Here is a 25,183-nt window from a genome sequence, read left to right as displayed (position 1 = left end):
CGCCCCTACGCCGGCATGCATTGGCTACGAAGATAATACCTGCTTGGGTTCAACGCCGCGCAAACGGATGTGCAATTCGCGCAATTGCTTTTCATCCACCGGGGAAGGAGCCTGCGTCAGCAGGTCCTGCGCGCGCTGAGTCTTGGGGAAGGCGATGACATCGCGAATCGATTCGGCGCCGGCCATCATGGTAACCAGGCGGTCCAGGCCGAACGCCACGCCGCCATGCGGAGGCGCACCGTACTGCAACGCGTCGAGCAGAAAGCCGAACTTGTTGCGGGCCTCTTCGTCGTCGATATTCAAGGCGCGGAACACCTTGTTCTGCACCTCGGCGCGGTGGATACGCACCGAGCCGCCGCCAATCTCCCAGCCATTCAGGACCATGTCGTAGGCTTTGGCCAGGGCACGGGCGGGATCGTTCTCGAGATAGTCTTCGTGACCGTCCTTGGGGCTGGTAAAGGGATGATGCGCGGCAAAGTAACGGCCTTCTTCCTGATCGTATTCGAACATGGGAAAGTCGATGACCCACAGCGGCTTCCAGCCTTTCTCGAGCAGGCCGGCCTGCTTGCCGAACTCGCTGTGGCCGATCTTGACGCGCAAGGCGCCAATGGCATCATTGACCACCTTGGTTTTGTCGGCGCCGAAAAAGATAAGATCGCCGCTTTGCGCATCGGTGCGCTCGATGAGCTGGATCAAGGCGGTGGCATGGATATTTTTTACAATAGGCGATTGCAAACCATCGGGAATCGAAGTGGCGTCGTTGACCTTGATGTACGCCAGGCCCTTGGCTCCGTAGATGCCGACGAACTTGGTGTAGGCATCGATTTCGCTGCGCGGCATGCTGGCGCCGCCAGGCACGCGCAAGGCCACCACACGGCTGCCGACATCGTTGGCGGGAGCCGAGAACACCTTGAAATCCACATCCTGCATCAGGTCGGAGATATCGGTGAATTCGAGCTTGACGCGCAGATCGGGCTTGTCGGAACCATAACGGCGCATGGCTTCATCCCACGTCATGGTGGGGAAGACCGCCGGCAGCTCGACCTTTTGCACCGCGCTGAACACGTGACGGATCATGCCCTCGAAAATCTCGCGTATCTGCTCTTCGTTGAGGAAGGAGGTTTCACAATCGATCTGTGTGAACTCAGGCTGGCGATCGGCCCGCAAATCCTCATCGCGAAAGCATTTGGTAATTTGATAGTAGCGATCGAAGCCCGCCACCATCAGCATCTGCTTGAACAGCTGGGGCGATTGCGGCAAGGCAAAAAACTCGCCCGCGTTAACACGGGAAGGCACCAGGTAATCGCGCGCGCCTTCGGGCGTGCTCTTGGTCAGCATGGGGGTTTCGATATCGATAAAACCCAGCGCATCGAGGTACTTGCGCACTTCGATCGACACCCGGTAGCGCAGCATCAGGTTGCGCTGCATTTGCGGGCGGCGCAGATCCAGCACCCGATGAGTCAGGCGCGTGGTTTCGGACAGATTGTCATCGTCGAGCTGGAAGGGCGGCGTGACCGACGGATTCAGGATTTCGATCTCGCGGCACAGAATTTCAATTTCGCCCGAAGCCAGTTCGCTATTGGACGTGCCTTCGGGGCGCAAGCGCACCAGGCCGGTTACGCGCACACAAAACTCATTGCGGATTTTCTCGGCAATTTCAAAGGCCTGAGCGTTATCGGGATCGACCACGATCTGGGCCAGACCGGCACGATCGCGCAAGTCGATAAAAATCACACCCCCGTGGTCACGACGACGATGAACCCAACCAAACAAAGAGACTGTTTGATCCAAATGGCTTCGAGAAACCTCGCCGGTGTAGCAGGTACGCATGAAGGATTACTCCGTGTAGAAAATTCTTGAAATCAGGGTTTGTCTTGCGGATTGGGACGGTCGACAGCGTCGAGCTCGGCGAAAGCCGTATCGTTGCTCTCGAGAGCCTTGCTCACGGCCGGCGCAACGACACCCATGGAAACGATGTATTTGAGCGCTGCATCGACGCTCATGTCCAGAACATATACATCTTGACGCGGCATCATTAAAAAGAAACCGGATGTGGGATTCGGTGTGGTCGGTACATACACGCTAACGTGCTGGCCCGGCAGGTGCGAGGCCACCTCGCCGCTGGGAGCACCGGTTAGAAAGGCAATGGTCCAGGAGCCCTGACGCGGATACTGCACCAGCACCGCTTCACGAAACGCCTGGCCGTTGGGAGCCAGCACCGTGTCGCTGACCTGCTTGACCGAGTTGTAAATCGAGCGCACCAGAGGGATGCGGCCCAGTAACTTTTCCCAGCGGTCGACAAAGGCACGGCCTATGAAATTGGCTCCCAGCAAGCCGGTAACCAGCACCACCACCAATACGAGCACGACCGGGAAACCCGGAATCCGTATTCCGAACAGCGATTGCGACGAAAGGAAACTGGGCACGAAACTTTCGATCGTGCGAATCAAAAGCATAATGACCCAGACCGTAATGACTAACGGAATCCAGATCAGTAGGCCGGTAATAAAGTATCGTTTGAAGATACGCATGTATGCCCTAGTTTGCCTACGTCGACGACGCAGCAGGCGTTGAAGGAGGAGAAGACGAAGCGGGTGCCGCCGCGGGAGCCGCCTTGCTCTCGGAAGATGAGGCCGGTGCCGCGGCTGCGGCGCCGTCGGCCGCTTTTGCCGCGCCCGCGGCGGAAGCGGGCTTGCCGTCGGCTGCGGGCTTGGCGCCATTGCCGCGGAAATCGGTCACATACCAGCCCGAGCCCTTCAATTGAAAGCCCGCCGCCGTGACCTGCTTGGAATAAGTGCTTTGACCACATTCAGGACACACTTTCAACAGCGGATCCGACATTTTTTGCAGCACATCCTGCTCATGTCCGCAGGCGCTGCATTTGTAAGCGTAAATAGGCACGAAAAATCCTTGAAAAGCCCGATCGGAAACTGGCTTCGCCCTCCCGCGCAAAAAGCAATACGCACGAAACAGGGCTCGCGGCGATGTCAAAAGGACTGAGGCAACGCCGAAACCGCCCTCTGCAAAGCAGCATCAAGGGCGGCGGCTCGATCAGGCTCGTTAAAACAGCCAATAATCAGAAAAACGTTTGATTTTAGCCTTTTTTGACCCACAGCGCGGCGTCACGATCCGCAGAGACCCCTTGTACGGGCCTGTCGCCACGCAAGAAAACGCAGGCCCACAAGCGTCGGCCTGCGATCTCCCAAAAGCCCGCAACACGAACGGGGATGGCGGCCCAGGCAGAGTGAGCGAGCTTGAGTCCGCCGCGGCCGCAGCCTGGATCGGACGATGCGAGCGCCACCCTGCCTGGGCCGCCACCCCCGCGCCTTAAGAACACGGATGAATACTCGCATGCTAAATCGGAATACCCGAAGCATCGACACCGCTCTGCAATTAGCCTAGGATTGAGCAAATTCCACTATAAGCAACAGCCATATCCTGCGGATAGGACAGCATGATATAAAACCCCATAGCCGGCGGCGTTTGTGAACACACAAAGAACCGACATGAAAATAGAGACAAAAGAAGTAGTTATCGATTTCCGAGACGTCGTAGTAGAGCTTGGCGGACAAAAAATATACGATCGCCTGAGCTTCCAGGTAAAAAAAGGAGAATTCGTCTGCTTGCTGGGGCCATCGGGCTGCGGCAAATCGACAAGCCTGCGGGTCATGGGCGGACTGCTGCCCATCGCAGCCGGAACCGTCCGGATCATGGGCTTGAGCCCATCCGTGGCCTGGTCCAGGATCGCGTATGTTTTCCAATCGCCCCGACTGGTGTCCTGGCGCAACGCACTGGGAAATGTACTGCTCGGCACCGAACTGCGCTTTGGCTCGAAAAACAAAAAAGCCCGCGAACAAAAAGCGCTTGAACTGCTGTCCCTGGTGGGCCTGTCGAAAGACGTACACAAATATCCCTCCATATTGTCGGGCGGCGAAAGGCAGCGAGTCTCCATCGCCAGGGCCCTGGCTGTGGATCCGGAAATCATTTTCATGGACGAGCCCTTCTCCGCCCTGGATCCCACCACCCGGAAAAAAATGCGCTCGGAAATAGAGCAAATATGGCAAAAGACCGGCAAGACCATCGTCTTCGTCACTCACGATATTGAAGAGGCATTGCAACTGGCCGACCGAATCATCCTGCTCACAAAAAAACCCACTTCGGTCAAAGAAGATTTTCCTCTGGAAGAAGCCCGGCCGCGGGATTTGTCGTCATCGACACTCGCGGTACATCGCGACCGGCTGCTTGAGACTTTCAAGGCCATCGAGTCCTGCATCGAAACCTGATCAATCGCACAGCAAGGAGCGGCACATGAACAGAAGAAATCTATTGAAAATGGCGGCCATCGCGTTTCCCAGCCTGATGACGATAGCCCGGCCGGGCTACGCCCAGGCGGCACGCAAAAAGATCACCTATGCGTACCTGCTCGACCCGGCCTATGACGCCGTGGTATGGGCGATCAATAACGGCAAAGTGAAATCGGACCTGATCGATGTGGAAACCAAGGGTCTGGCGATCCCGCAACTGCTTCAATCGACGTCGTCGAAACAGTACGACGTCATCATGACAGCCGTGATCGGCCTGCCGGCCGCAGCCTCCAGGGGTCTGGAGCTGCGCATCCTGAATACCGCATTGCGCCAATCGAAGGGTGGATTGGGCGGAGGCATCTGGGTAAAAAAAGACAGTCCCCTGCAAAACCCGAAAGAATTGAAAGGCAAGACACTCGGTTCCTATAGCCTGAAGTCGACCGGCTATACGCAAGTACGAATAGCGCTGCAAAAAAAATACGGGATCAACACCGATCTGCAAGGCGGCGACCTGAAGCAGTTGCAGATTCCCGCCTCGAACCTGCCTGCGGCCTTGTCCCGGGGAAGCGTGGACGCGGCCACCCTGATTCACAGCCAGGCGTACAAGGCAATCCGTTCCGGCGAATACCGGACCATAGCGGAAACGGCCCGGGACAACATCGAAATGTTCAAAATGCAATTTGTCAGCGCCGTCAACGTGTCGTATCCCGAGAAGCTCGGCGCCGATCCCAAAGCCTATCTGGAATTCATCAGGATGTTCGATGAATCGATCAAATATGCCTTGAGCCATCGCAAAGAGGTATTCGATTCAGTTGCACAAAAAAGCGGCCTGGACCCGGCCTTCTTCGACTGGTGGTTCGGCAATGTTTCGGAAGTGCCGGGCGATTTCACCAAAGAGCACGCCGCGGCCATCGACAAGTTCTATGAGCTTTCGGTAGAGCTGGGCGTTATAAAGAAAGCGGCCCCGGCGGAATCCTTCCTGTGGGACAAACTGACCGTCAAGGCGTAGCGGTCAGCCCGAATCACATTCACCCAAGGCCATACGGCAAAGCGCCCGCAACACCATGTCCCGAAAAACAACCGCGACCCACATGTTTACGCTTTTATGCCTTGCGGGCTGGGGCATCGTTTCGTGGGTCAGCCCCTCGTACCAGATGCCCAGCCCCGTCGCCGTGGTGCAAGGCGTCTGGAAATTCCTGTCCAACCCGAATCTTCTGGAACAGCTGGGGTTTTCGCTTTATCACGTGGGAGCGGCAATATTCCTGTCGTTCCTCATCGGCGCCTTGCTGGCCCTGATCCCCTATTACTTTCCGGTTTTCCGCTTTGCCATTCATCAACGGTTCGGCGCGTTTCTGGGGTCGTTCTCGGGGGTCGGATGGGCTCTGCTGGCCGGCATGTGGTTTGGAATCAATTCCATATCCGTCATATTTGCCATTAGCGCGGTGCTGATTCCCTTTGCTTTAATAAACCTGAGCAGCGGCCTAAAGAATCTGGATGCCGAACTGCTGGAAATGGGACGGAGTTTTTCACGCAACCACTTGCGAATTCTGCGAAAAACCATTCTGCCCTTGCTCTACCCCTACATTTTCGCCACGCTGCGGCTGATGTTCGGCGTGGCCTGGAAGGTAACGCTTGCCGCCGAACTGTTCGGCGGCAACTCCGGATTGGGGTACCTGATTAATCTGGCGCGCCAGGACTACGACACCACCACTATCTTCGTCATCATCTTTTTAATCATCGCATTTGTTTACAGCACCGAACGTTTCTTCTTTAAACCCATACAGGCCCGCTTCGACGACTATGCAAAAATCTGAGCGCCCTGAAGGCTGGCAAAGGAATGTGCTGGGGCGTTGCCTGGGCGAGTTGCTGGTTGTCCTGTTTTTGGCAATCTGGTGGATAACCGCCAAAGGCCTGCCCGATTTCGTCTTGCCGGGCCCACAGGCCGTCGCAAAAAGACTGTTCCAGCTGCTGACCGACAAAGAGTTCCTGGACAACGCTTTCGTGTCCACGGTACGCGTTGTCCTGTCTGTTTTCATTGCCTGCGCGATAGGCGGCGTACTGGCCCTGATAGCCAATACCGCCCCGGTATTCGAGGGCATCATCAGCGAGCGCATCAAGCCTTTTTTGAATTCATTTCCGTCCATAGGCTGGGCCATACTGGCCTCCATCTGGTTCAAGGCGGGCAACTTCGGCGTGGTTTTCGTACAAGTCGCCATCTTGATCCCCTTCTGCCTGATCAATATCGATCAAGGTTTCCGTTCTATAGACAAAGAACTGCTGGAAATGGGAAGAAGCTTCACGCGAGCCTCCGCCAGAGTCTGGCTCAAGATAAACCTGCGCCTGCTGATGCCGTTCATATTGGCCGCCATAAAAATATCGTACGGAATTGCCTGGAAAATCGCCCTGGTTTCAGAATTGCTGGGGGCGCCCAACGGGCTGGGATACATGATGCTGCGCGCTCAGTCGACCGCCGAAACGGTCACCTTCCTGGCCGTTTGCTTCGCTATCGTTTTTATTTTCATGCTGGGCGACCGTTTGATTCTGGCGCCTCTCGAGAAAAAATTTCCGGTCACCAAATAGGCGGCAACCATTTTTGAAACCCACTTTGAAGGCCAGCATATGGATCAGATTCAGCAAAATGCAGATTGCCACCTCATAACCCGTCTCGGCGCCATTAAAGGCAGCGTGATTGACAACGTCCGCATCTACCGGGGCGTGCCGTATGCCACACCTATGGTCGGCGAGCGACGCTTCAGCCCGCCCGACCCGATCGAGTCCTGGCAAGGGGAATACGATGCGACGCGCGACCGGCCCATTGCGCCTCAAAACAAATCCCGTCTGGCAGCCGCCATGGGCGACTTTGCATTGGAGCAGGACGAAGACTGCCTGACTCTCAACATTTGCGCTCCGAATTCACAATCCGGTAAACATCCGGTCATGGTCTGGATACACGGGGGCGCCTTTACCAGCGGCGCAGGGTCATTACCATGGTACTCGGGAGAACACCTGGCCAGAAACGGCGATGTCGTTACGGTGGGCATCAACTACCGGCTGGGAGCCCTGGGCTTCCTGTACCTTCCGGGCCTGAGCGATGGCAATCTGGGCTTGAAAGATCAACTACTGGCGCTGCAATGGGTCAAGGACAATATCGAGGATTTCGGCGGCGACCCCGATAACATTACATTGGTGGGACAGTCGGCCGGCGGCGCATCGATCGCCGCGCTGCTGACCAAACCGGGCCTGGACGGCCTGTTCAAACGAGCCGTGCTGCAAAGCGCTTCGCTCGGCAGGCTGTTCAGCCCCCCGGAAGCAGCGGAAAAGACGGCCCATTCTTTCCTGAAAATTCTCGGCATAAACCCGCAGGAAGCCCATAAGCTGAAACAGTTGCCCGTGGCGCAACTTTTGGCCGCGCAGCAATCGCTGGGCATTGCCGAGCACAGGCTCGCCCAGACCAAGCCGCCATTCTGGCTGGTTCGAGACGGAGAGTTCATTGCCAGCGAACTGCTCGACAGCCTCGATGCGGGCCGCCGCCTGAATGTGGATTTGCTCATCGGAACGACACGGGAAGAAATGGCCGCGTTCTATCATTTCGACGCGAAAATACAGAGTGCGGACAATCGGATTGTCGATGATCTTTTCCACGCGGAATTCGGCGACGATGCCGCCCATTATTTGAATTCATATCGGCAAAGGCGGGCAAAGCAGACGCCTGCCGCTCTATTGGGCGATCTGTATACCGACAAGGTGTTCCGACGCGATTCCCTGCTTCTGGCCGAACGGTTCAGTCAGAAAGGACTGGCATCGTATGTGTACGAATTCGACTGGCAGTCTCCCAATAAACTGGAAGCATGCCATTGCCTGGAAATACCATTTGTATTCAAAAACCTGGAGCATTGGGTCGGATCGCCCATGCTTGAAGGGCTAGACCGGGAAGAGTTCCATGGTTTGTCGAGCTCAATGCAGAAGGCATGGGTGGCGTTCGCTCATTGCGGCAACCCCAATCATCCGGGCATCCCTCAATGGGATCAATACACGGCAACGGGCAGGAACGTGATGCATTTCGGCAGCGTGATCGGGCCGCAAAAGGCGCACATTATCGGTGACCAGAGCGACCACACATGAGCTAGAGCATTTTTGGTCGAAGTGTTTACGGGATTTGACGGATTGGTATGTAAAGACGCCGTCTATCGGGGCTTGGGGTCAGGACCGGCACGGCGTGCTTAATCCGGGTCTACCTCGTCCAGGCGGGCGTCGGGCCAAACTCGCTACGCCGCTGGCGCGGCTGCGCTCAAACATGGCCCGCCGAAGGCCCCCGCCTTCCCTACGGTAGCACCCGGCGCACGCCTTACGCCGGCCCTGACCCCAAGCCCCGATAGACGGCTCACGTTGTAGCATGCCTGGAATGAGCTTGCCCGTACCCATGTCTCTATCACGTGGCCACTACACCACGATGTGCCAAACCATGGATTTATTAAGCGTCCGACGCTTCAACATCTCTCTCTATGCATTTCCTCAACGCAAGCCGCAGGGTGGGCGGTGCTGTGTAGTCCGGCGGTAGTCCAGCGCCGGGGGCTGACGAAGGGAAGGCGGGGGCCTTCGGCGGGCGCTGTCTGAGCCCGGCCTCGCGAGGCCGGGCGAGTTCGCCCGACGCCCGCCTGGACGAGGCAGACCCGGGTAGTCGGATAGCGCAGCTAGCCGACCGCTGGACGTGCCGGACTACACAGCACCGCCCACCCTGCGGCGTCTTTATAGAATTAACCGCCCAAAGTAATAAACTCAGACCTGAGCAGCTCAAAACGAAAGCCACTGAAACGCGTCCAGCCCCGTAAACACCTAAACCAAAAATACTCTAACTGAAGGCGTTCGGCAGCAGAAACATAAACGCGGCGACCAGCGTGGGAACCAGCGCCGAGCACAATAGCTTCAAAGGTGAAATAGCGCCATCCGGAAAGTAATTCTTGAGAATCGAAAAACCCGCGGGATTGGGTGCGTTGGCGATTACGGTCAAGCCGCCGCCGGTCACGGCGCCGGCCACCAGCATATAGCGCCATAGATCACTCGTGCCGTCGACCAGGGAACCCAGATAGGTCAGCGCCGCGTTATCGGTAATCGCCGTCAAGGCTGTCGCCCCCCAGTACAGGACCACAGGCTCGAGACCTGCCAGCAAGTCCTGCAGCCACCACTTCTGCAAGCCGCCCAACACCACCAGGCCAGCCAGGAAAAAGCCCACCATCAGGCCTTCTTTAATCATCAAAGGATTCTGGTGGCGCTTGTAGGCTTCGGTATAGCCGATAAAGAACAGCAGGAGCCCCATGAAAATAGTGGGGTGATGGGCGCCCAGCACAATGCCCAGCAGAAACAATAAATGAACCGCCATGACGGCCAAAGGCACATCGGGCCGCGCCTTCCCGGCCGCAGCGTCGACCACATCCGCACTACCGCTCGCAGCCTCGTTCGCCGCATGATTCCCCTCGATCAGGTATTTGCGGAATATCAGCGTAAGAACACCGGCATTGATAATGACCGCGCTGGCCGCGCGCCAGCCAAAATGCGTCGCCATGTGCGCGGCATCCCAGCCAAAGGTATGCGCCACCATCAGCACCGGAGGCGCCGCGTACGAGGTCAGGACCCCGCCTATCGACACATTCACAAACAATACACCCAGCGTCAGGTACTTGAACCCGGTATGCCTGGACCGCTTGAAATAGCCATCGCGCAACAGCAAGGCCGCCAGAGTCATGGCGGCCGGTTCAGTAATGAATGAACCGGACAGGGGCACCAGCGACAGGGTTACGAAAAAAGTGGCCAGCTCGGCACGCACCGGCAGGATTCTGGCCACGCCACGCACCACAACACCCACCAAATCAAGAATGGGACGACTGGCAGCCACCACCATAATTGCGAATACAAATGCAGGCTCGGTGAAGTTGCGTGTATCCATGTAGTGGACGGTATGATCGACGCCCGCCATCAATGCCATGATCACGAGCACAATAAACGCCCATACTCCGAATACCGCCTCGACTTCGGACAGCAAATGCCACAGACCGGCGTGGCGGCTGCCACGATGCGCCATTCGCGCAAAGATCGGCACGGAGAACGTATGGATGATGGCGATCGCAAACAAGATGGTTGCAACAAGCTCGATCGGATTTGGCATTACTGATAAACCTTATGGAGGGAACAGCGCAAAGCCGCACTGGCGCGGGCTGGCACACATATTGTGTATGTTTTTGGCCAGAGAAGGTTTGCAATCCGGCAAGGTACGCGGACCACATGTACAAGCATCGCGGGGCCAGAGCGAATTGTCGCACGAACATTCAGAAAATTGTCAGCCTGTCCCGCCGAACCCTTCAATTCGCGGCCAGAATAAACTGCGCGCCCTTCTCGGCAATCATGATGGTCGGCGAGTTGGTGTTGCCAGAGGTAATGGTAGGCATGATCGATGCATCGATCACACGCAGATTCTGCACGCCCAGCACGCGCAGTTCAGGGTCGACCACCGCCAGGGGATCAACGCCCATCTTGCACGTGCCCACCGGGTGAAAAATCGTGGTGCCGATCTCGCCGGCGGCCGCTTCCAGCTCGGCCTGCGTAGACATCGCCGCGCCAGGCTTGTATTCCTGCGGCTGATATTTGGCCAGCGCGGGCTGCGCCACGATCTTGCGCGTCAGGCGTATGCTGTCGGCGGCAATGCGGCGATCTTCTTCGGTTTGCAGATAATTGCACAGGATGGCGGGAGCATCGGCGGCATCCGGCGAGGTAATTTGCACATGCCCGCGGCTGGTAGGACGCAGATTGGCAACCGACGCCGTAATGGCCGGAAAGTCATGCAAGTCGTCGCCGAACTTTTCCAGCGACAAAGGCTGCACGTGATATTCGAGATTGGCACGGCTTTGATCGGGGCCGGATCGGGCAAACGCCCCCAACTGCGATGGCGCCATGGACAGGGGTCCGCTTTTTTGCAATGCATACTGCAGGCCTATCTTGGCCTTGCCCCACCATGACGACACCATGGTATTCAGCGTCTTGGCGTTTTGCACCTTGTAGATCAGGCGCAACTGCAAGTGATCCTGCAGGTTCTGGCCCACTCCCGGCGAGTCATGCACCACCGGGATTCCCAGCGATTGCAGCAAAGGCCCCGGCCCGACCCCCGATACCTGCAGCAGTTGAACCGACCCGATCGAGCCCGCCGACAGGATTACCTCGGCGCGGGCACGGGCGAAACGCTTTTCGCCGTCATGCAGGAAGCTGATGCCGTCGGCCCGGCGTTCGGCAAAGACAATGCGCTGGGCCTCGGCGCCGGTCAGCACGGTCAAATTCGGGCGGTTGGCGATGGGATGCAGAAATGCCTTGGCTGCGGTCCAACGAACACCGCGCCGCTGGTTGACCTCGAAATAAGCGCAGCCTTCGTTGTCGCCGCGATTGAAATCATCGATGGCCGGAATGTCGGCTTGCGCCGCCGCCTGGCGGAACGCGTCGAGCACCTCCCAGGACAGGCGCTGGCGCTCGACGCGCCACGTGCCGGAAGCGCCATGAAACTCGCTGGTGCCGGCGTGGTGGTCTTCAACCCGCTTGAAAACCGGCAAAACATCTTCCCAGCCCCAGCCCGCGTTGCCCAGCGCCGCCCAGCCGTCGTAATCGGCCGCCTGCCCGCGCATGTAGACCATGCCATTGATGGACGAGCTGCCACCCAGTACTCGCCCGCGCGGGTAGCCCAGAGTGCGGTTATTGATGCCCGGGTCGGGCTGCGTGCGGTAGCACCAGTCGGTGCGCGGATTGCCGATGCAATACAGGTAGCCGACCGGGATATGGATCCAGCGCCAGTTGTCGCGGCCGCCGGCCTCGAGCAGCAAGACCTTGTGCGCCGGATTCGCCGACAAGCGATTGGCCACCAGGCAGCCTGCGGATCCGGCGCCCACAATAATGTAATCAAACTCCAGATTTGTAGTTTGTGGTGCCTGAGCCACCATGACCGCGTCTCCTTGCAGTTTTCTTGTGCAGGCCATGTGCCGGCCCGGCTTATGAAATGCGATGTGCCTGTAAGGTATAACTGTAGCGCAAGCCTGCGGGCGCTACCTGACATCCAGCCGAAAGCGAACCATGCCGGGAGCGGCATGAATGCATGACCGATCCGCGTCAGGCTCGCAGGGAAGTCCTTACGGATTCGTGGAGGAGCCCCTTGCGGGCTCTCGCATATCGGCGCCGACAATGTCCACGGGATAGGCGCCGTCGACGACGGTGGCGGTATGGGCGCCGTGATGCTGGTTGAGCAGTTCGATCAGTTTGGCGGTGGCCGGCGTCAGGGATCCGTGCGGGTAGGTAAGACCCAATTTGCGCACCATGGTGGTTTCTTTCAACTTGACCTCTTTGAGCATGCCGCGAGTCTTGGGGTGCTCCAGCGTGAGCCTCGACAGGAAACACAACAGGTCCGTACTGCCTATGACGTCGTGAATCGAGGGCAGCGAATTGGTCTCGATATGAGCGCTGGGCCGTTCAAGCTTGTGCGCCAGGAAAACATTGTCCAGCCACCTCCTGCTGCCGACAAAGGTGGTGGGCAGTATCCATTGATAGTCCAGCAGATTGGGCAATTTCACACGTCCCGATCTGAAAATCGGGTGGTCCCTGCGCGCCGCCACCACCACCGTATCGTCAATGAAGGCCTGATGCCTGAATTCGTCATCGTCGGTGACCACCCCCACAATCAGGTCGAGCCGGTCGAGCTTGATCTGCTCTTTCAGGAAATAATTGGTGTTGATCATGATTTCCAGCGAAACCTGCGGAGCATGTCGCAGCACCAGGTTGCAGATGATGGGCAGCAGATAATCGGCCGTAATCGGCCCGCAGCCCACCCGCACCTTGCCTACCGAGCCGGCAATGAATTCCTTCATATCGCTTAGATAGCGGTCGCTGGCCTCGCAGATTTTCGAGGCCCGGATATAAAACTCCCTGCCCACCGCGGTCAGCTCCAGGCCCCTGCCCTTGCGCTCGAAAAGCGCCGCCCCTATTTCACTTTCCAGCCGGTGTATGCATTTGGTCAGGGCGGGCTGGCTGCGGCACAGCACATCGGCGGCCTTGCCCAAGTGCCCCAATTCGGCAATCGTCTCGAAGTAGCGAAGATCGCGAATTTCGATGTTCAATTCATAACCCATGGTAATTGATCCATCACAATTATCGAATAGACGTTTATATCAGTAATTGGATTTAATGGCCACCACGGTCCTCTTGCCTACATGAATCCAAATAATGTCCTACACCATTTTTATTACCGCGCGCACTCTTAGCCCAGAGGGCCTGGCCATCCTGGACCGGGAAGGCTGCAGGACCCTGTTTCTGGAAGGAGACGGCTCGCCCGCGGAAGTCGAACGCATTCTGCGCAGCGAAAAGGTCGACGGCGTCATTTCCAGGACCGTTGCGCTGACGCGCGAAGCGATTGCGTCATGCGACACCCTGAAGGTAGTCTCGAAACACGGAATCGGCGTCAATAATATCGATGTGGCCAGCTGCACGGCACGGCAAATACCGGTTTTTTCGACGCCGGGGGCCAATGCCCAGTCGGTCGCCGAAATGGCCGTGGGCCTGATGCTCAGCGCGGCGCGATCCATCCCTCATATGGACAGCGAAATCAAGGCGGGCCAGTGGCCGCGCCGGCAAAACGGGCTGGAACTGAAAGGCCGGACGGTGGGGCTGATAGGCTACGGGCAAATCGGCCGGATTGTGGCGCGTATTTGCCAGGCGATCGGCATGCGCGTATGCGCGTACGACCCTTATGCCAAGGCCGCCGACATGCAAGATGGCGTGGAACTGACGGCAAGCCTGGACGATCTGCTGGCCCGCGCCCAGATACTGAGCCTGCACGTTCCCCTGACCCAGGCTACGCAAGGCCTGATCGGCAAGGATCAACTGGCCCTGTTGCCCGAACAGGCTATTGTCGTGAACACGGCGCGCGGCGAAGTCGTCGATGAAATCGCCCTGATCGAGGCATTACGCAGTAAAAAGCTATTTGCCGCGGGACTGGATACCACGGCGGTGGAGCCCACGCCCGCCGACAGCCCCTTGCGGCAGATGAGCAATGTCGTGCTGACCCCGCACGTGGGTGGATCGACGCCGGCCGCCCTGGCCGCCATGGCGGTGGGCGCGGTGAACAACGCGCTGGGCTACCTGAAGCGCAATGAAATCACGGCAGCCAGCGTCGTGAACTACAGCAGCCTGAACCTCCAACACAAAGGAACGTAAATGCCCGAAGCAAGCCCTCCCGAAGCCGGCCAATGGCCGACCGGTTATCGTATTAATGAAATGCCTGCGCTCTTGAGCGACAGCCTGATTGCGTCGTTTGCCGATATTCCGGTGGCCGTTGCCGGCGATTGCATGGGGCGCATCATTGGTGCGCAAGGCTTGCGCGCCTATCACAACGATGTGCATCGAATCATGTGCGGCCGGGCGCTGACCGTGCGTGTGCGGCCAGGCGACAACCTGATGATACACAAGGCCTTCATGATGTCCCGGCCCGGCGACATTATTGTGATCGATGGCGGCGGCGATGTGTCGCAGGCTCTGGTCGGCGGCCTGATGCGCACCACGGCCCTGACCAAAAAGATAGGCGGCTTTGTCCTGGACGCCGCGATTCGCGATCTGGCCGAGTGGGCCGACGGCAAGATGCCGGTGTTCGCCAAAGGCCACACGCATCGCGGCCCCAGCAAGGACGGCCCGGGACAAATCAATATTCCCGTGGCCTGCGCGGGCATGGTCGTGCACGCAGGCGACCTGATATTGGGCGATGCCGATGGAGTGATCTGCATTCCGGCCGATGAAGTACAAGCCTTGCTGCCGCGCGTGCGTGCGCACCTGGAAAAAGAAGCGGCCATCCGCCTTTCCAACGAAAAAGGAAGCTCGGACCCAGAGCGGTTCGATGCCGTCTTGCGGGCCAAGGGCCTGCCTATTTAAGCCCGGTTGGGCGATTCATCCAGAACCCGCTGGATATTTTTATTCATAAAAAATCGAGGAGATTTCATGATTCAAACACGCACATTCCTGGCTGCCGCGTCGATGCTGGCCAGCATCCTGGTCGCGGCGCCCGGAGCCCACGCCGAAGCCTACCCCAGCCAGCCCATCAAGCTGGTGGTACCGTTCCCTCCCGGCGGCGGCACGGACACCATGGCCCGATTCCTGGGCACCGCCTTGTCGAAAAAATACGGCTGGGACGTGATTGTCGAGAATCGTCCGGGTGCGGGCGGCACGGTGGGCATGGGCGCGCTGGCCCGGTCGGCGCCCAATGGCTACACCATGGCGCTGGGCCAAACGTCGAACCTGTCGATCAACCCCTACCTGTACAAGAAAATCTCGTACAACGTCGCCAAGGATTTCGCGCCGGTCGCCTCCGTGGCTTCGCAGCCCATGGTATTGGTGGTGCGGGCCGACAAGCCCTATAAATCGGTTGCCGAACTCATCAAGTACGCCAAAGCCAATCCGGGCAAGTTGACCATAGGCAACGCCGGCACTGGTACCGTGGGCGACATCACCGGCCGCTTCTTCGCCAAGGAAGCCGGCCTGGAAGTCCTGAACGTGCCCTACAAGGGCGCATCGCCGGCCATGACCGATTTGCTGGGAGGCCAGGTCGACGCTTTCTTCGCCTCGGCGCCCGCTGCGCTGCCTCAGTTGAAAAACGCCAACGTCAGGATGCTGGCGATCACCACGTTGCAGTCCATCCCCCAGTTCCCCAATGTCCCTCCCCTGGCGAACACGCTGCCCGGATTTGAATCGGCATCGCTCACAGGTATCCTGGTGCCCGCGGGAACGCCCAAAGAAGTCATCGAATTGCTCAATTCGCATATCAATGAAGTGCTGAAAGGGCAGACTCTGCGCGACAAGATCATGGACGAAGGCAATGTGGTGCTGGGCGGATCCGTCAATGAATTTGGCAAGACGATCGAAAAGGACTCGGCCAAATGGTCCAAGATCATCAAAGAAGCTCATCTGACCATTAACAACTAAGAAACCCGGGGCGGCCTGAACCCCGCCTCACTCTGCCGATTCGGCACGGACCCGCATGTCTTCATCATGACAAAACCATTAAAAAACATCCGGGTCCTGGACCTGACCAATGTCCTTGCGGGGCCTTTCTGCGGCCATCAGCTGGCGTTGATGGGAGCTGATGTCATCAAGGTGGAAACGCCAGGCGCCGGCGACCTGGCGCGGCAACTGGGCGCCGACCCGGACCTGAACAACCGGCTCATGGGCCTTTCGTTCCTGGCGCAGAACGCCGGCAAGCGCTCCATTACCCTCAATCTGAAAAAAGCCGAAGGCAAGGAAATATTCCTGCGCCTGGTCAAGGACGCCGATGTGCTCATCGAGAATTTCAGGCCCGGGGTCATGGACCGCCTGGGGCTGGGCTTCAAGGTACTGCGCCAGCACCAGCCGCGACTGGTTTATTGCGCAATTTCAGGCTTCGGGCAGGATGGCCCTCTGAAAAACCTGCCGGCCTACGACCAGATCATTCAGGGCATGTCGGGAACGATGAGCATCACCGGAGGCCCCGACAACGCGCCGTACCGGGTCGGCTACCCGATGGCGGATACGATCGGCGGCCTGACTGCCGCATTCGCGGTGGCGGCGGCATTGGCCGATACGTCCCGCAGCGAGGCGCAATTCATCGATGTGTCGATGCTGGAATCGGTCATTGCCACGATGGGCTGGGCTGTGTCCAACTACCTGAATGCGGGGCAGGAGCCGCGGCCCATGGGCAACGAGAACATTACGGCCAGTCCGTCCGGAACCTTCAGGACGGGCGACGGCCTGCTGAATATTGCCGCGAACAAGCAGGAGCAATTCGAGGCATTGTGCGGGATTCTGGGCTGCGACGATCTGGCGGCGGACAGCCGTTTTGCGCTGAGAGAATCGCGCCTGCAGAATCGCCGGCTTTTGAAGGAACTGATTGAACAGGCCCTGGCCAGTCGACCGGCGACTGAATGGTGGCCTTTGCTGACGGCCGCCGGCATTCCGGCGGGGCCGGTCTACGAGGTCAAGGACGTGCTGGCGCACCCGCAAATAAGCGAGCGCGGCATGATTGCCAATTTCGAGAATGTGCCTGGCGTGGATCGCGATATCCGGATTGTGCGCAGCGGCATCAAGCTCGACAATAAAGCCCCGGCAGTCGATCTGCCCCCGCCTGTGCTGGGCCAGGACACTGAGCAGTTGCTTGAGCAGTTGGGCTATTCTCGCGAGGATATCGCCCGCTTCAACCAGGAAGGCATAGTATGACTACACAGACACCCGACGATGGGCAGGCCAGCAAGGATTGGTGGCGCACCGAAATCATCGATATGAAGCCCGGCAGCATCCGCTATCGCGGCTATGCGATTCAGGACCTGATCGGCAAAATCGGTTTTGCGGAAATGATCTGGCTGATGCTGCGCGGCGATTTGCCCAGCCGGGCGCAAGGCGCGCTGCTGGAGGCGGCCCTGGTATCTTCGGTGGATCATGGGCCGCAAGCCCCGAGCATTGCCATAGCGCGCATGGCGGTTACCTGCGGTGTGGGCCTGAACAATGCGATGGGTTCGGCCGTGAATGTGCTGGGCGATGTGCACGGCGGCGCGGGCGAGCAGGCGGTGGGCGTGTATCACGATATCGCGGCGCTTGTTGCCGAGGGCCAGGACGAGACCGCGGCGGTCCGGAAGGTGTTGGCGGACTTTACGGAGAACCACGGTAAATATATACCGGGCTTCGGACACCGCTTCCATCCTGTCGATCCGCGCGCGCCGCGATTGCTGGAGCTGGTGGACGAGGCCGCGGCGCAGGGCGAGGTGTCGGGGCGGTTCGCGGCGATTGCCAGGGCCGTGGAACGCGAGCTGTCGGCGCAAAAGGGCAAGCGGATTCCGATGAATATCGATGGCGCAAGCGCGGTTATCTATGCCGAGCTGGGTTTTCCGGCGCCGCTGGCGCGGGGAATTTTCTGTCTGTCGCGCTCGGTTGGGATTCTGGCCCATGCGTGGGAGCAAAGCGGGCAAGGCGGCCGCAACAAGGGGCCGATTCCGCGACAGTATCTGCCCACGTACGAGGGTGTGGCGGCACGAGAGGTGCCCAAGCGGTGACTGCCGTGGTTTGGACTTCGCAGGGGCGGTCCTTGTAGCCGCCCCATGGCCACCCTTGGTGCTTGTTATTTAATTACCCATCAGGGTGCCGCCCAGTGCAGCGATGATCATGAGCACACCCACCCAGATGTTGGCGCGAAAGAGCATGAAGTTGCGATCGGGACGGGCCAGGTCGAAGATACGCATTTGCCACGCGAAGTGCCCGGCGATGACGGCCAGGACCAGGTAGTAGCCCCAGGCCATGTGCAGGGCAATTCCGGCATACAGCCACAGCAGGACGGTAGCGATGTAAAAGCCGCTGATCCATTGCTTGCCCTTGTCCGCAAAACGCATGGCGGTGGAGTGCAGGCCCAGTTCCTTGTCGTCGCGCACGTCTACGTAGGCATAGATCGAGTCGTAGCCCACCTGCCACAGCACCGCTCCCACCCACATGGCTATGGCAGCGATGGGCACGATGTTTTGCGTGTCGGACCAGGCCATCAGCATGCCCCAGTTGAATGCAATGCCCAGCACGACCTGCGGCCAATAGGTGAAGCGCTTGCACAAGGGGTACACCACAACGAAGGGCAAGAGCAAGACGGCCAGCCAGCGGCTGTAGGCATTGACGGCAAACAGCAGCAGCGCGCACACCAGCAATTGCCCGAGCAGAAAATAGAGGGCGTTTCGCAGGGTGAGCTGGCCGCTGGTCAGGGGCCGGAAGCGGGTGCGTTCGACTTTTTGGTCGATGTCGCGGTCGAAGATGTCGTTGATGGTGCAGCCTATGCCGCGCATCAGCAAGGCACCCAGGGAAAAAATGAACAGGCGCCAGAGCGCGGGCCAGCCATCGGCGGCTTGCACCAGCGCCGCCAGGCAGGGCAACAGGGTGAGCCAGGTGCCTACGGGGCGATCCAGGCGGCACAAGCGCGCATAGGGCCCCCACGACCGCGGCAACCAACGCTCGACCCAGTCGTCGGGCCGCATGTCGGACAGATCGGGAATGGCAGGCTCAGGCGTATTCACGGCTTGTCTTGTTTCAGATTGAGATCGTCATTCGGGCCCCGGCTTGCGGCCGGGGAAAGCGGAAATGAATTTTAACCCGGCTGACGAGAGTAAGAATACGCAAGCTGTTCGCCGCCTGACTCTCCGCCGTGTACCCGCCCGCCGCGACGGCACTGTGCTGTTATTCAGCTTTCTTTGATAAGCCGGCCCAGGATCGCAATGCCTTCGCGGATCTTTTCCTCGGATACGGTCACGAAGCTGAGCCGCAGCGTGTTGTTTTGCGCGTCGTCTCCGGTGTAGAACGGCGCGCCGGGCACGAACGCGACTTTTTCCTTGATCGCCCGCGCGAGCAATTCGCTGCTGTCGATATGCCCGGGCAGGGTGACCCAGATAAACATGCCGCCTTCAGGCCTGGTCCAGGCCGCAGTCGATGGAAAATCCGCCGCCATCGCATCCAGCATATAGCCGCATTGCTGCTTGTACAACTCGCGCACGGTGGGCAAATGGGTGGTCAGGAAACCGTCTTTCACGGCCTCATGCACCGCCATTTGCGTAATCGACGCGGTATGCAGATCGGTGGCCTGCTTGATCTGCACCAGCTTGGAAATGATCTCTTTGGGCGCGGCAATATAGCCCAGGCGCAGGCCGGGCGCCAGCACCTTGGAAAACGTACCCAGGCGAATGACGGTGGCGCCCGCAGCGCGCCCCAGGCCCAGCAGGCCCGGCAGGGCTTCGCCGGCGTAACGCAAGTCGCCGTAGGGGTCGTCTTCGATAATCGGCAAGCCGACGGCTGCACAGCGTTCGACCAGCGCCTTGCGCCGCGCCAGGTTCAGGGTCAGGCCAGTCGGGTTCTGGAAATTGGGCAAGGCATAGATAAAGCGCCCGTCTTTCACGCGTTCGTCTGTCAGGCCTTCGGGAATCAGGCCACCGCCGTCGGTGGGTACGGACACATACTCGGGTTCGAACAGGGAAAACGACTGCAGCGCACCCAGGTAGCTGGGCGCCTCGACCAGTACTTTGCTGCCCGGGTCGATGAACAGCTTGCCCAGCATGTCCAGGGCCTGCTGCGAACCCGACACGATAAGGATTTCGTCGGGGGTAATATCCATGGCGCCTACGCGCTTCAGGTCTTCGGCCACCCAGGCGCGCAAAGGCGCATAACCTTCGGTAGGGCCGTATTGCAGGGCCGAACGGCCCAATTGGCTGAGGACGCGATCATACGCGGCGTTGATGACTTCTACCGGAAACCCTTTCGGAGCGGGCAAACCGCCGGCAAACGAGATGATTTCAGGCCGCTCGGTGATTTTGAGAATCTCGCGTATGGCTGAGCTTGTAAGGTTTTTCGCGCGTGATGAAAAAGTATAGGGTTGGGCAGACGACGTCATGATCCTGCGGATTTCCGGAAATAAACAAATAACTTTGTAGGTTACTGCAAGTTTCAGGAAATTGCTGGTGGAATCAGGCTATGCGTAAATTCAGGCATACCGACTACTGTCGCACAGCCCCAGGGACCTGAGCCGTGCAACAGACAAGACATAAAGCTGATTCCCGACTCATTCCAACTGGATATGAGCCGCCTTGACCACATCGCCCCATTTTTTGATTTCCGAACTTAACAACTGGTCGAATTGCTCGGGTGTGCTGGCCACGACTTCGACTCCAAGATCACCAAATTGCTTTACAACTGCGGGAGTTCGCAGCACCTGAACCACGTCTTTATTCAGCTTGGCTATCACGTTCGCCGGGGTACCTGCCGGCGCCTGGAGACCAAACCATACATTTACCTCATAGCCGGGCACGCCGGACTCTGCTACGGTAGGCACATCGGGCAATAAAGGGGAACGCTTCAAGCCAGTGGTCGCTATTGCGCGAAACTTTCCAGCGCGGATTTGCGGCAAGACATTTGGCATGTTGTCGAAGAACACATCGATATCGCCGCTCAACAACGCCACTACCGCCGGAGAGCTGCCTTTGTAGGGTATATGAGTCATTTGAGTACCCGTCATGCTCATGAAGAGTTCCATGGACAGATGGTTCGATGAGCCCGTACCAGTAGATCCATAATTGACTTTTTTCGGATTCTTCTTGGCGTAGTCAACCAGGTCTTTTACTGTCTTTATCTTGGAGTCGCTGCGCACCACCAAAACATTTTGGGTGCTGGCAGCCCACACCACAGGGTCGAAATTTTTCAATGCATCATAGGGTAGTTTCTTGCCATATAAGCCCGGCAGGGACGAAAAAGGCAAAGGCGTCACCAACAATGTATAACCATCGGGCGCTGCCCTAGCCACGAACGAATTGCCAATAATGGTGTTGCCTCCTGGCCGGTTCTCTACCACGACAGACTCTTTCCAATCTGTCGTCAAATAATGACTTATTGTGCGGGCAAACGTGTCATTGAAGCCGCCTGGGGTATAGGGCACAACAATACGGACCTCTCTATCAGGGTATTTCTGTGCTGCTTCGCTAGGGACTCCTATAGCGCCGATCAGAAGCGCGCAAATCGTTATCAGTATTTTTTTAAAATTATTCATTTTTTATCTCCTCGACTCATTTAAGCTGAAAATCAGAATTTGACAACATAGCCCGGGCCATCGACCACCGGAAATTCCTTAAAGATTGCTTCGTCGACATTGACTCCAAGGCCCGGTCCTTCGGGCGGTTCCACGCACCCGTCCGCACCGATTTCAAATGTGGCCCCGAACATATCGCGGAAGGGATTGAACTTCGAGACGCAAGCCTCGAAGTAGCCCGCGTTCTCGGTGGCGGCAAGAAAATGTAGTGTGGCCGCATGGTTGAGCCCAGTGGCGGAGCTATGGGCGTTGACAGGTATCTGGAATGCGGAAGCCAGCGCCGCGATCCGGACGCCCTCGGTGATGCCACCCGTCTTGGAAAGATCTGGCTGCCAGATTTGAACCGCCCGCGCTTCAAGCATTTGCGCAAACTCGAAACGCATGAAATGGTTTTCGCCGGCGGCTATTGGAACTAGCGGAGTAATGCGCGCCGCCTCGCGATACGATGCAAAATCATTGCAGGCAAACGGCTCTTCCAGCCAGCCGGCCTTGATATCGGCCAGCACCGGCAACACTCGCCGGGCCTGGGCGATGGTGTATGCGGTATTGGCATCGGTAAGGATGTCGATATCATCGCCCAATGCCTTGCGCAGGTGGGTTATGCGATCAATGTCGTTTTTTACTGTGTCGCCGATGCGCAGCTTTACCGCCTTATAGCCCTTATCCAGGTAGCCGCGAGCCTCGTCGGCCAAGTCTTCGGGCGGCTGGTAACCCATCGAAATACCGCCAGCATAAGCAGGAATGCGGCGCTGCCCGCCACCCAATAATTTGTATAGAGGCATATTGGCCGCCTTGCCGCGTATATCCCAGAGGGCCATGTCGATGCCGGAATAGGCCAAAGCGGCGCCGGCTCCCAGGCCGTGACTGGAGAACTGCATACGGTGCACCCGTTTCCAGGCCCCGATTACGTCGGTCGCGTCGTAGCCTACCAATAGCGGCGCAAGAGTGTTGTGTATAAGGCTGACTATGGCCCCCGGGCTACGCCCGGGATGCGATTCCCCGTATCCGGTGATTCCTTCCGAGGTTTCCACTCGGATAATGATCGCATCGCGCTTGAGCGTGCTTCCCACACCCATGGTTACTGTCTTGCCTTCAGGCAAACGGTACGACAATGGGATTGCCGTGATTTGCGTGATTTTCATTACACCCTCTCTTGGTTCATGTGGTGATGATCAGCATCCCGGCCTTGCTGGGCCGGGCGGGATGACACTCCGCTCATTTGTAAGCACGCCGGAGCCCATAATTTGTATGATAAATATATCACACAACATTTCAATGAAGTTAATTTTTTTTATTTTTCCCAGGATTCAGCTCGGAACTCGTACCGCCAAGTACGGCTCCAAGATCTGCTTTCGCCAACCGCTGCGCGGCCTTGCGGCTATCGCCGGCCCAATAGTCTTTTTCGGCGAGCTCGATACGAACCGCTGTGTTTTGCATATGGCGAAACGCAGCCGCACGCGCGGCCGCTACGTCGCGTGCCTGAATGGCTTGGCAAATTGCATTGTGCTCGTCGCGAACCTGCCCCGCCAGATCATCGCGGCGCGCCTCATTGCCTCGCGTCACCCGGATTGCGTCTTTCAGCGCCCGTGTCAGCAATCCGAGCAAGGCGGTGTAGTGCGGATTGCCCGTCGCACGCGAGATGGCCATGTGAAATTCCAAGTCTTCATCAACGCCATTGCCGCCCTCTTTGACCGTTTTATCGATTTCCTTCAAGGCACGCTTGATTTGGTTCATCTCAGCCGCCGTACGCCTTTCTGCCGCCAATGCCGCCATTTCCGCCTCGATACCGCGACGCAATTCGATGATGCGCACCACAGCCTTGGCGGGATTATCGTCTGCCCTTCCCAACCTGAATGCCTCGGAATTCTTGGGGTCCAGAACCACTGTTCCGCTACCCTGCCGAGTCTCCACCAATCCTTCGGATTTGAGCCGCGAGATGGCCTCCCGCACCACAGTGCGGCTTACACCATATTCCTCTGTCATGAATTTTTCGGTCGGCAGACGCGCATTGACCGGATAGCTGCCGCTGCGAATCTGAGAAGCAAGCAGTTCGGTAATCCGGTCGGCCAAGGTCGGCTCGGTGGCCGAAGGGCCGATGTCGCGCCCACTGTTTTGTAGAGACATATAAGCACCTGAAAGCATTGGGAAATCGGATGTCATCATAACATTCAAATAAAATTTATTGACACATTCATATTATAAATTGGTATGATAAATTAATTAAACTTTATCTCTTCAGCAAACTCAAGCATCTTATGAGCCAAATCAAGCAATCAAAGGCCTTCCTATGCCGGCGCTTCACGCCTGTAATAGAAAAACAACTGGCACAGCGCTTCAATCTGGTTTTCAACACTGACGATTGCATCATCGCTCCGGAGGAAATCATGCAGCGAGCCAAGGGTGTTGAAGTACTGTTTGTCACGGCCACCGAATTCATAGATGCAAATGTCGTGCGGCATTTGGCACCCGAACTGAAAACAATTGCGACGTTGTCGGTGGGGCACGACCATATCGACCTGGCTGCCGCAAAATCCTGCGGAGTGCGGGTCCTGCATACGCCCGATGTCCTGAGCGATGCCTGCGCCGAAATCGCCCTGCTCCTGCTACTGAATGCCTGTCGGCGCGGATTCGAAGCCGATCGCATGGTCCGCACAGGGACGTGGCCGGGATGGGCACCTACACAACTGCTCGGGAAAGGACTAGTCGGACGGCGGTTGGGGATTTTCGGCATGGGCCGCATCGGGCGAGCCATCGCAGCCCGCGCTCTAGGCTTCGGTCTTGAAATCCATTATCACAATCGCCGTCGGCTTGATGTCGGCCTGGAAAGCGGTGCAATCTACCATGACTCGCTCGGCAGCCTGCTTGGCTCGAGCGATATTCTTGTGCTGGCTGCACCAGGATCGTCGGAACTTAAAAATATCATGGACGCCCAACGCTTGGCGCTACTTCCCGCCGGGGCGGTTATCGTCAACATTTCGCGCGGTGATCTGATAGACGACAACGCTTTAATCACAGCGCTGCAAGCCGGGCACTTATTTGCCGCCGGACTGGACGTCTTTGCCAACGAACCCCATATAGATCCGCGTTATCGTAATTTAGATAATGTATTCCTGACACCGCATATCGGCAGCGCCACCGAAGAAACCCGCAACGCAATGGGGCAACTTCTGATCGATGGCCTGGTCGAGCTGGAGCAGGGCGGGACTCCTCTGAATTTACTCATTTGAACCGAATTACAAGG

The 25,183-nt window shown here is 58.0% G+C and carries 22 protein-coding genes; 11 read left to right on the top strand and 11 right to left on the bottom strand.

The window, feature by feature from the left end; all coding sequences use genetic code 11:
- Positions 1-24 precede the first annotated feature (24 nt).
- Genes aspS through LSG25_RS17215 form a run of 3 tightly spaced genes read right to left on the bottom strand, consistent with a single transcriptional unit; the run spans position 25 to position 2,901 of the window.
- Positions 25-1,830 (bottom strand): aspartate--tRNA ligase, encoded by a 1,806-nt coding sequence (aspS, locus tag LSG25_RS17225; protein ID WP_232742112.1) that lies wholly within the window; start codon positions 1,828-1,830, stop codon positions 25-27.
- A gap of 32 nt (positions 1,831-1,862) precedes the next feature.
- Complete coding sequence (locus tag LSG25_RS17220) at positions 1,863-2,531, bottom strand: DUF502 domain-containing protein (protein ID WP_232742111.1); 669 nt, start codon at positions 2,529-2,531, stop codon at positions 1,863-1,865.
- 16 nt (positions 2,532-2,547) lie between these two features.
- Positions 2,548-2,901: an FmdB family zinc ribbon protein gene (locus LSG25_RS17215; protein WP_232742110.1), complete on the bottom strand. Its 354-nt coding sequence runs from the start codon at positions 2,899-2,901 to the stop codon at positions 2,548-2,550.
- 605 nt (positions 2,902-3,506) lie between these two features.
- On the opposite strand from LSG25_RS17215, the gene LSG25_RS17210 reads away from it, so the two are divergent.
- The 5 genes from LSG25_RS17210 (at position 3,507) to LSG25_RS17190 (ending at position 8,426) form a co-directional block, all read left to right on the top strand.
- Positions 3,507-4,283 carry an ABC transporter ATP-binding protein gene (locus LSG25_RS17210; protein ID WP_232742109.1) on the top strand — a complete coding sequence of 259 codons (777 nt, stop codon included), beginning with the start codon at positions 3,507-3,509 and terminating at the stop codon, positions 4,281-4,283.
- A 25-nt stretch (positions 4,284-4,308) separates the two neighbouring features.
- Complete coding sequence (locus LSG25_RS17205) at positions 4,309-5,313, top strand: ABC transporter substrate-binding protein (RefSeq protein ID WP_232742108.1); 1,005 nt, start codon at positions 4,309-4,311, stop codon at positions 5,311-5,313.
- An 82-nt stretch (positions 5,314-5,395) separates the two neighbouring features.
- Positions 5,396-6,118, top strand: coding sequence for an ABC transporter permease (locus LSG25_RS17200; protein WP_232742107.1), 723 nt, complete (start codon positions 5,396-5,398; stop codon positions 6,116-6,118).
- Positions 6,105-6,884 (top strand): ABC transporter permease, encoded by a 780-nt coding sequence (locus LSG25_RS17195; RefSeq protein WP_232742106.1) that lies wholly within the window; start codon positions 6,105-6,107, stop codon positions 6,882-6,884. The genes LSG25_RS17200 and LSG25_RS17195 overlap by 14 nt, the downstream gene beginning before the upstream one ends.
- A 39-nt stretch (positions 6,885-6,923) precedes the next feature.
- Positions 6,924-8,426 carry a carboxylesterase/lipase family protein gene (locus LSG25_RS17190; RefSeq protein WP_255696599.1) on the top strand — a complete coding sequence of 501 codons (1,503 nt, stop codon included), beginning with the start codon at positions 6,924-6,926 and terminating at the stop codon, positions 8,424-8,426.
- A 727-nt stretch (positions 8,427-9,153) separates the two neighbouring features.
- On the opposite strand, the gene LSG25_RS17185 is transcribed toward LSG25_RS17190, so the two are convergent.
- The 3 genes from LSG25_RS17185 to LSG25_RS17175 form a co-directional block, all read right to left on the bottom strand.
- Positions 9,154-10,464, bottom strand: a complete 1,311-nt coding sequence (locus LSG25_RS17185; protein WP_232742104.1) for a putative Na+/H+ antiporter — start codon at positions 10,462-10,464, stop codon at positions 9,154-9,156.
- 193 nt (positions 10,465-10,657) lie between these two features.
- A complete protein-coding gene (locus LSG25_RS17180; RefSeq protein WP_232742103.1) occupies positions 10,658-12,277 on the bottom strand; it encodes a GMC family oxidoreductase in 1,620 nt (539 codons plus the stop codon).
- A 186-nt stretch (positions 12,278-12,463) separates the two neighbouring features.
- A complete protein-coding gene (locus LSG25_RS17175) occupies positions 12,464-13,456 on the bottom strand; it encodes a LysR family transcriptional regulator (protein WP_232742102.1) in 993 nt (330 codons plus the stop codon).
- A 94-nt stretch (positions 13,457-13,550) separates the two neighbouring features.
- Here LSG25_RS17175 and LSG25_RS17170 point away from each other — a divergent pair, with 94 nt between their 5' ends.
- The 5 genes from LSG25_RS17170 to LSG25_RS17150 all read left to right on the top strand — a co-directional run bounded on the left by LSG25_RS17170 (position 13,551) and on the right by LSG25_RS17150 (position 18,391).
- Positions 13,551-14,540: a hydroxyacid dehydrogenase gene (locus LSG25_RS17170; RefSeq protein ID WP_232742101.1), complete on the top strand. Its 990-nt coding sequence runs from the start codon at positions 13,551-13,553 to the stop codon at positions 14,538-14,540.
- Positions 14,541-15,248, top strand: a complete 708-nt coding sequence (locus LSG25_RS17165) for an RraA family protein (RefSeq protein WP_232742100.1) — start codon at positions 14,541-14,543, stop codon at positions 15,246-15,248.
- 66 nt (positions 15,249-15,314) lie between these two features.
- Positions 15,315-16,295 carry a tripartite tricarboxylate transporter substrate binding protein gene (locus tag LSG25_RS17160; protein WP_232742099.1) on the top strand — a complete coding sequence of 327 codons (981 nt, stop codon included), beginning with the start codon at positions 15,315-15,317 and terminating at the stop codon, positions 16,293-16,295.
- Between the two features lie 66 nt (positions 16,296-16,361).
- Entirely contained in the window at positions 16,362-17,561 is a 1,200-nt protein-coding gene (locus LSG25_RS17155) for a CaiB/BaiF CoA-transferase family protein (RefSeq protein ID WP_232742098.1), read from the top strand.
- Complete coding sequence (locus LSG25_RS17150; RefSeq protein ID WP_232742097.1) at positions 17,558-18,391, top strand: citryl-CoA lyase; 834 nt, start codon at positions 17,558-17,560, stop codon at positions 18,389-18,391. Before LSG25_RS17155 ends, LSG25_RS17150 begins: the two co-directional genes overlap by 4 nt.
- 69 nt (positions 18,392-18,460) lie before the next feature.
- On the opposite strand, the gene ubiA is transcribed toward LSG25_RS17150, so the two are convergent.
- The 5 genes from ubiA to LSG25_RS17125 all read right to left on the bottom strand — a co-directional run bounded on the left by ubiA (position 18,461) and on the right by LSG25_RS17125 (position 24,066).
- Positions 18,461-19,351 (bottom strand): 4-hydroxybenzoate octaprenyltransferase, encoded by an 891-nt coding sequence (ubiA, locus tag LSG25_RS17145; protein ID WP_232744743.1) that lies wholly within the window; start codon positions 19,349-19,351, stop codon positions 18,461-18,463.
- 203 nt (positions 19,352-19,554) lie between these two features.
- Complete coding sequence (locus tag LSG25_RS17140; protein WP_232742096.1) at positions 19,555-20,754, bottom strand: PLP-dependent aminotransferase family protein; 1,200 nt, start codon at positions 20,752-20,754, stop codon at positions 19,555-19,557.
- A 168-nt stretch (positions 20,755-20,922) separates the two neighbouring features.
- On the bottom strand, positions 20,923-21,903 hold the full coding sequence (locus LSG25_RS17135; RefSeq protein WP_232742095.1) for a tripartite tricarboxylate transporter substrate binding protein: 981 nt from the start codon (positions 21,901-21,903) through the stop codon (positions 20,923-20,925).
- Positions 21,904-21,935: 32 nt separating this feature from the next.
- Positions 21,936-23,084: a mandelate racemase/muconate lactonizing enzyme family protein gene (locus LSG25_RS17130; RefSeq protein WP_232742094.1), complete on the bottom strand. Its 1,149-nt coding sequence runs from the start codon at positions 23,082-23,084 to the stop codon at positions 21,936-21,938.
- 139 nt (positions 23,085-23,223) lie between these two features.
- Complete coding sequence (locus LSG25_RS17125; RefSeq protein WP_232742093.1) at positions 23,224-24,066, bottom strand: FadR/GntR family transcriptional regulator; 843 nt, start codon at positions 24,064-24,066, stop codon at positions 23,224-23,226.
- A 131-nt stretch (positions 24,067-24,197) separates the two neighbouring features.
- Here LSG25_RS17125 and LSG25_RS17120 point away from each other — a divergent pair, with 131 nt between their 5' ends.
- Positions 24,198-25,169: a D-glycerate dehydrogenase gene (locus tag LSG25_RS17120; RefSeq protein WP_232742092.1), complete on the top strand. Its 972-nt coding sequence runs from the start codon at positions 24,198-24,200 to the stop codon at positions 25,167-25,169.
- Positions 25,170-25,183: the final 14 nt, after the last annotated feature.

It is taken from the genome of Paralcaligenes sp. KSB-10 (genome assembly GCF_021266465.1).
GTDB lineage: Bacteria > Pseudomonadota > Gammaproteobacteria > Burkholderiales > Burkholderiaceae_B.
Note: the sequence above shows the minus strand (reverse complement) of the source record. Positions and strands in the feature narration are given on the sequence as shown.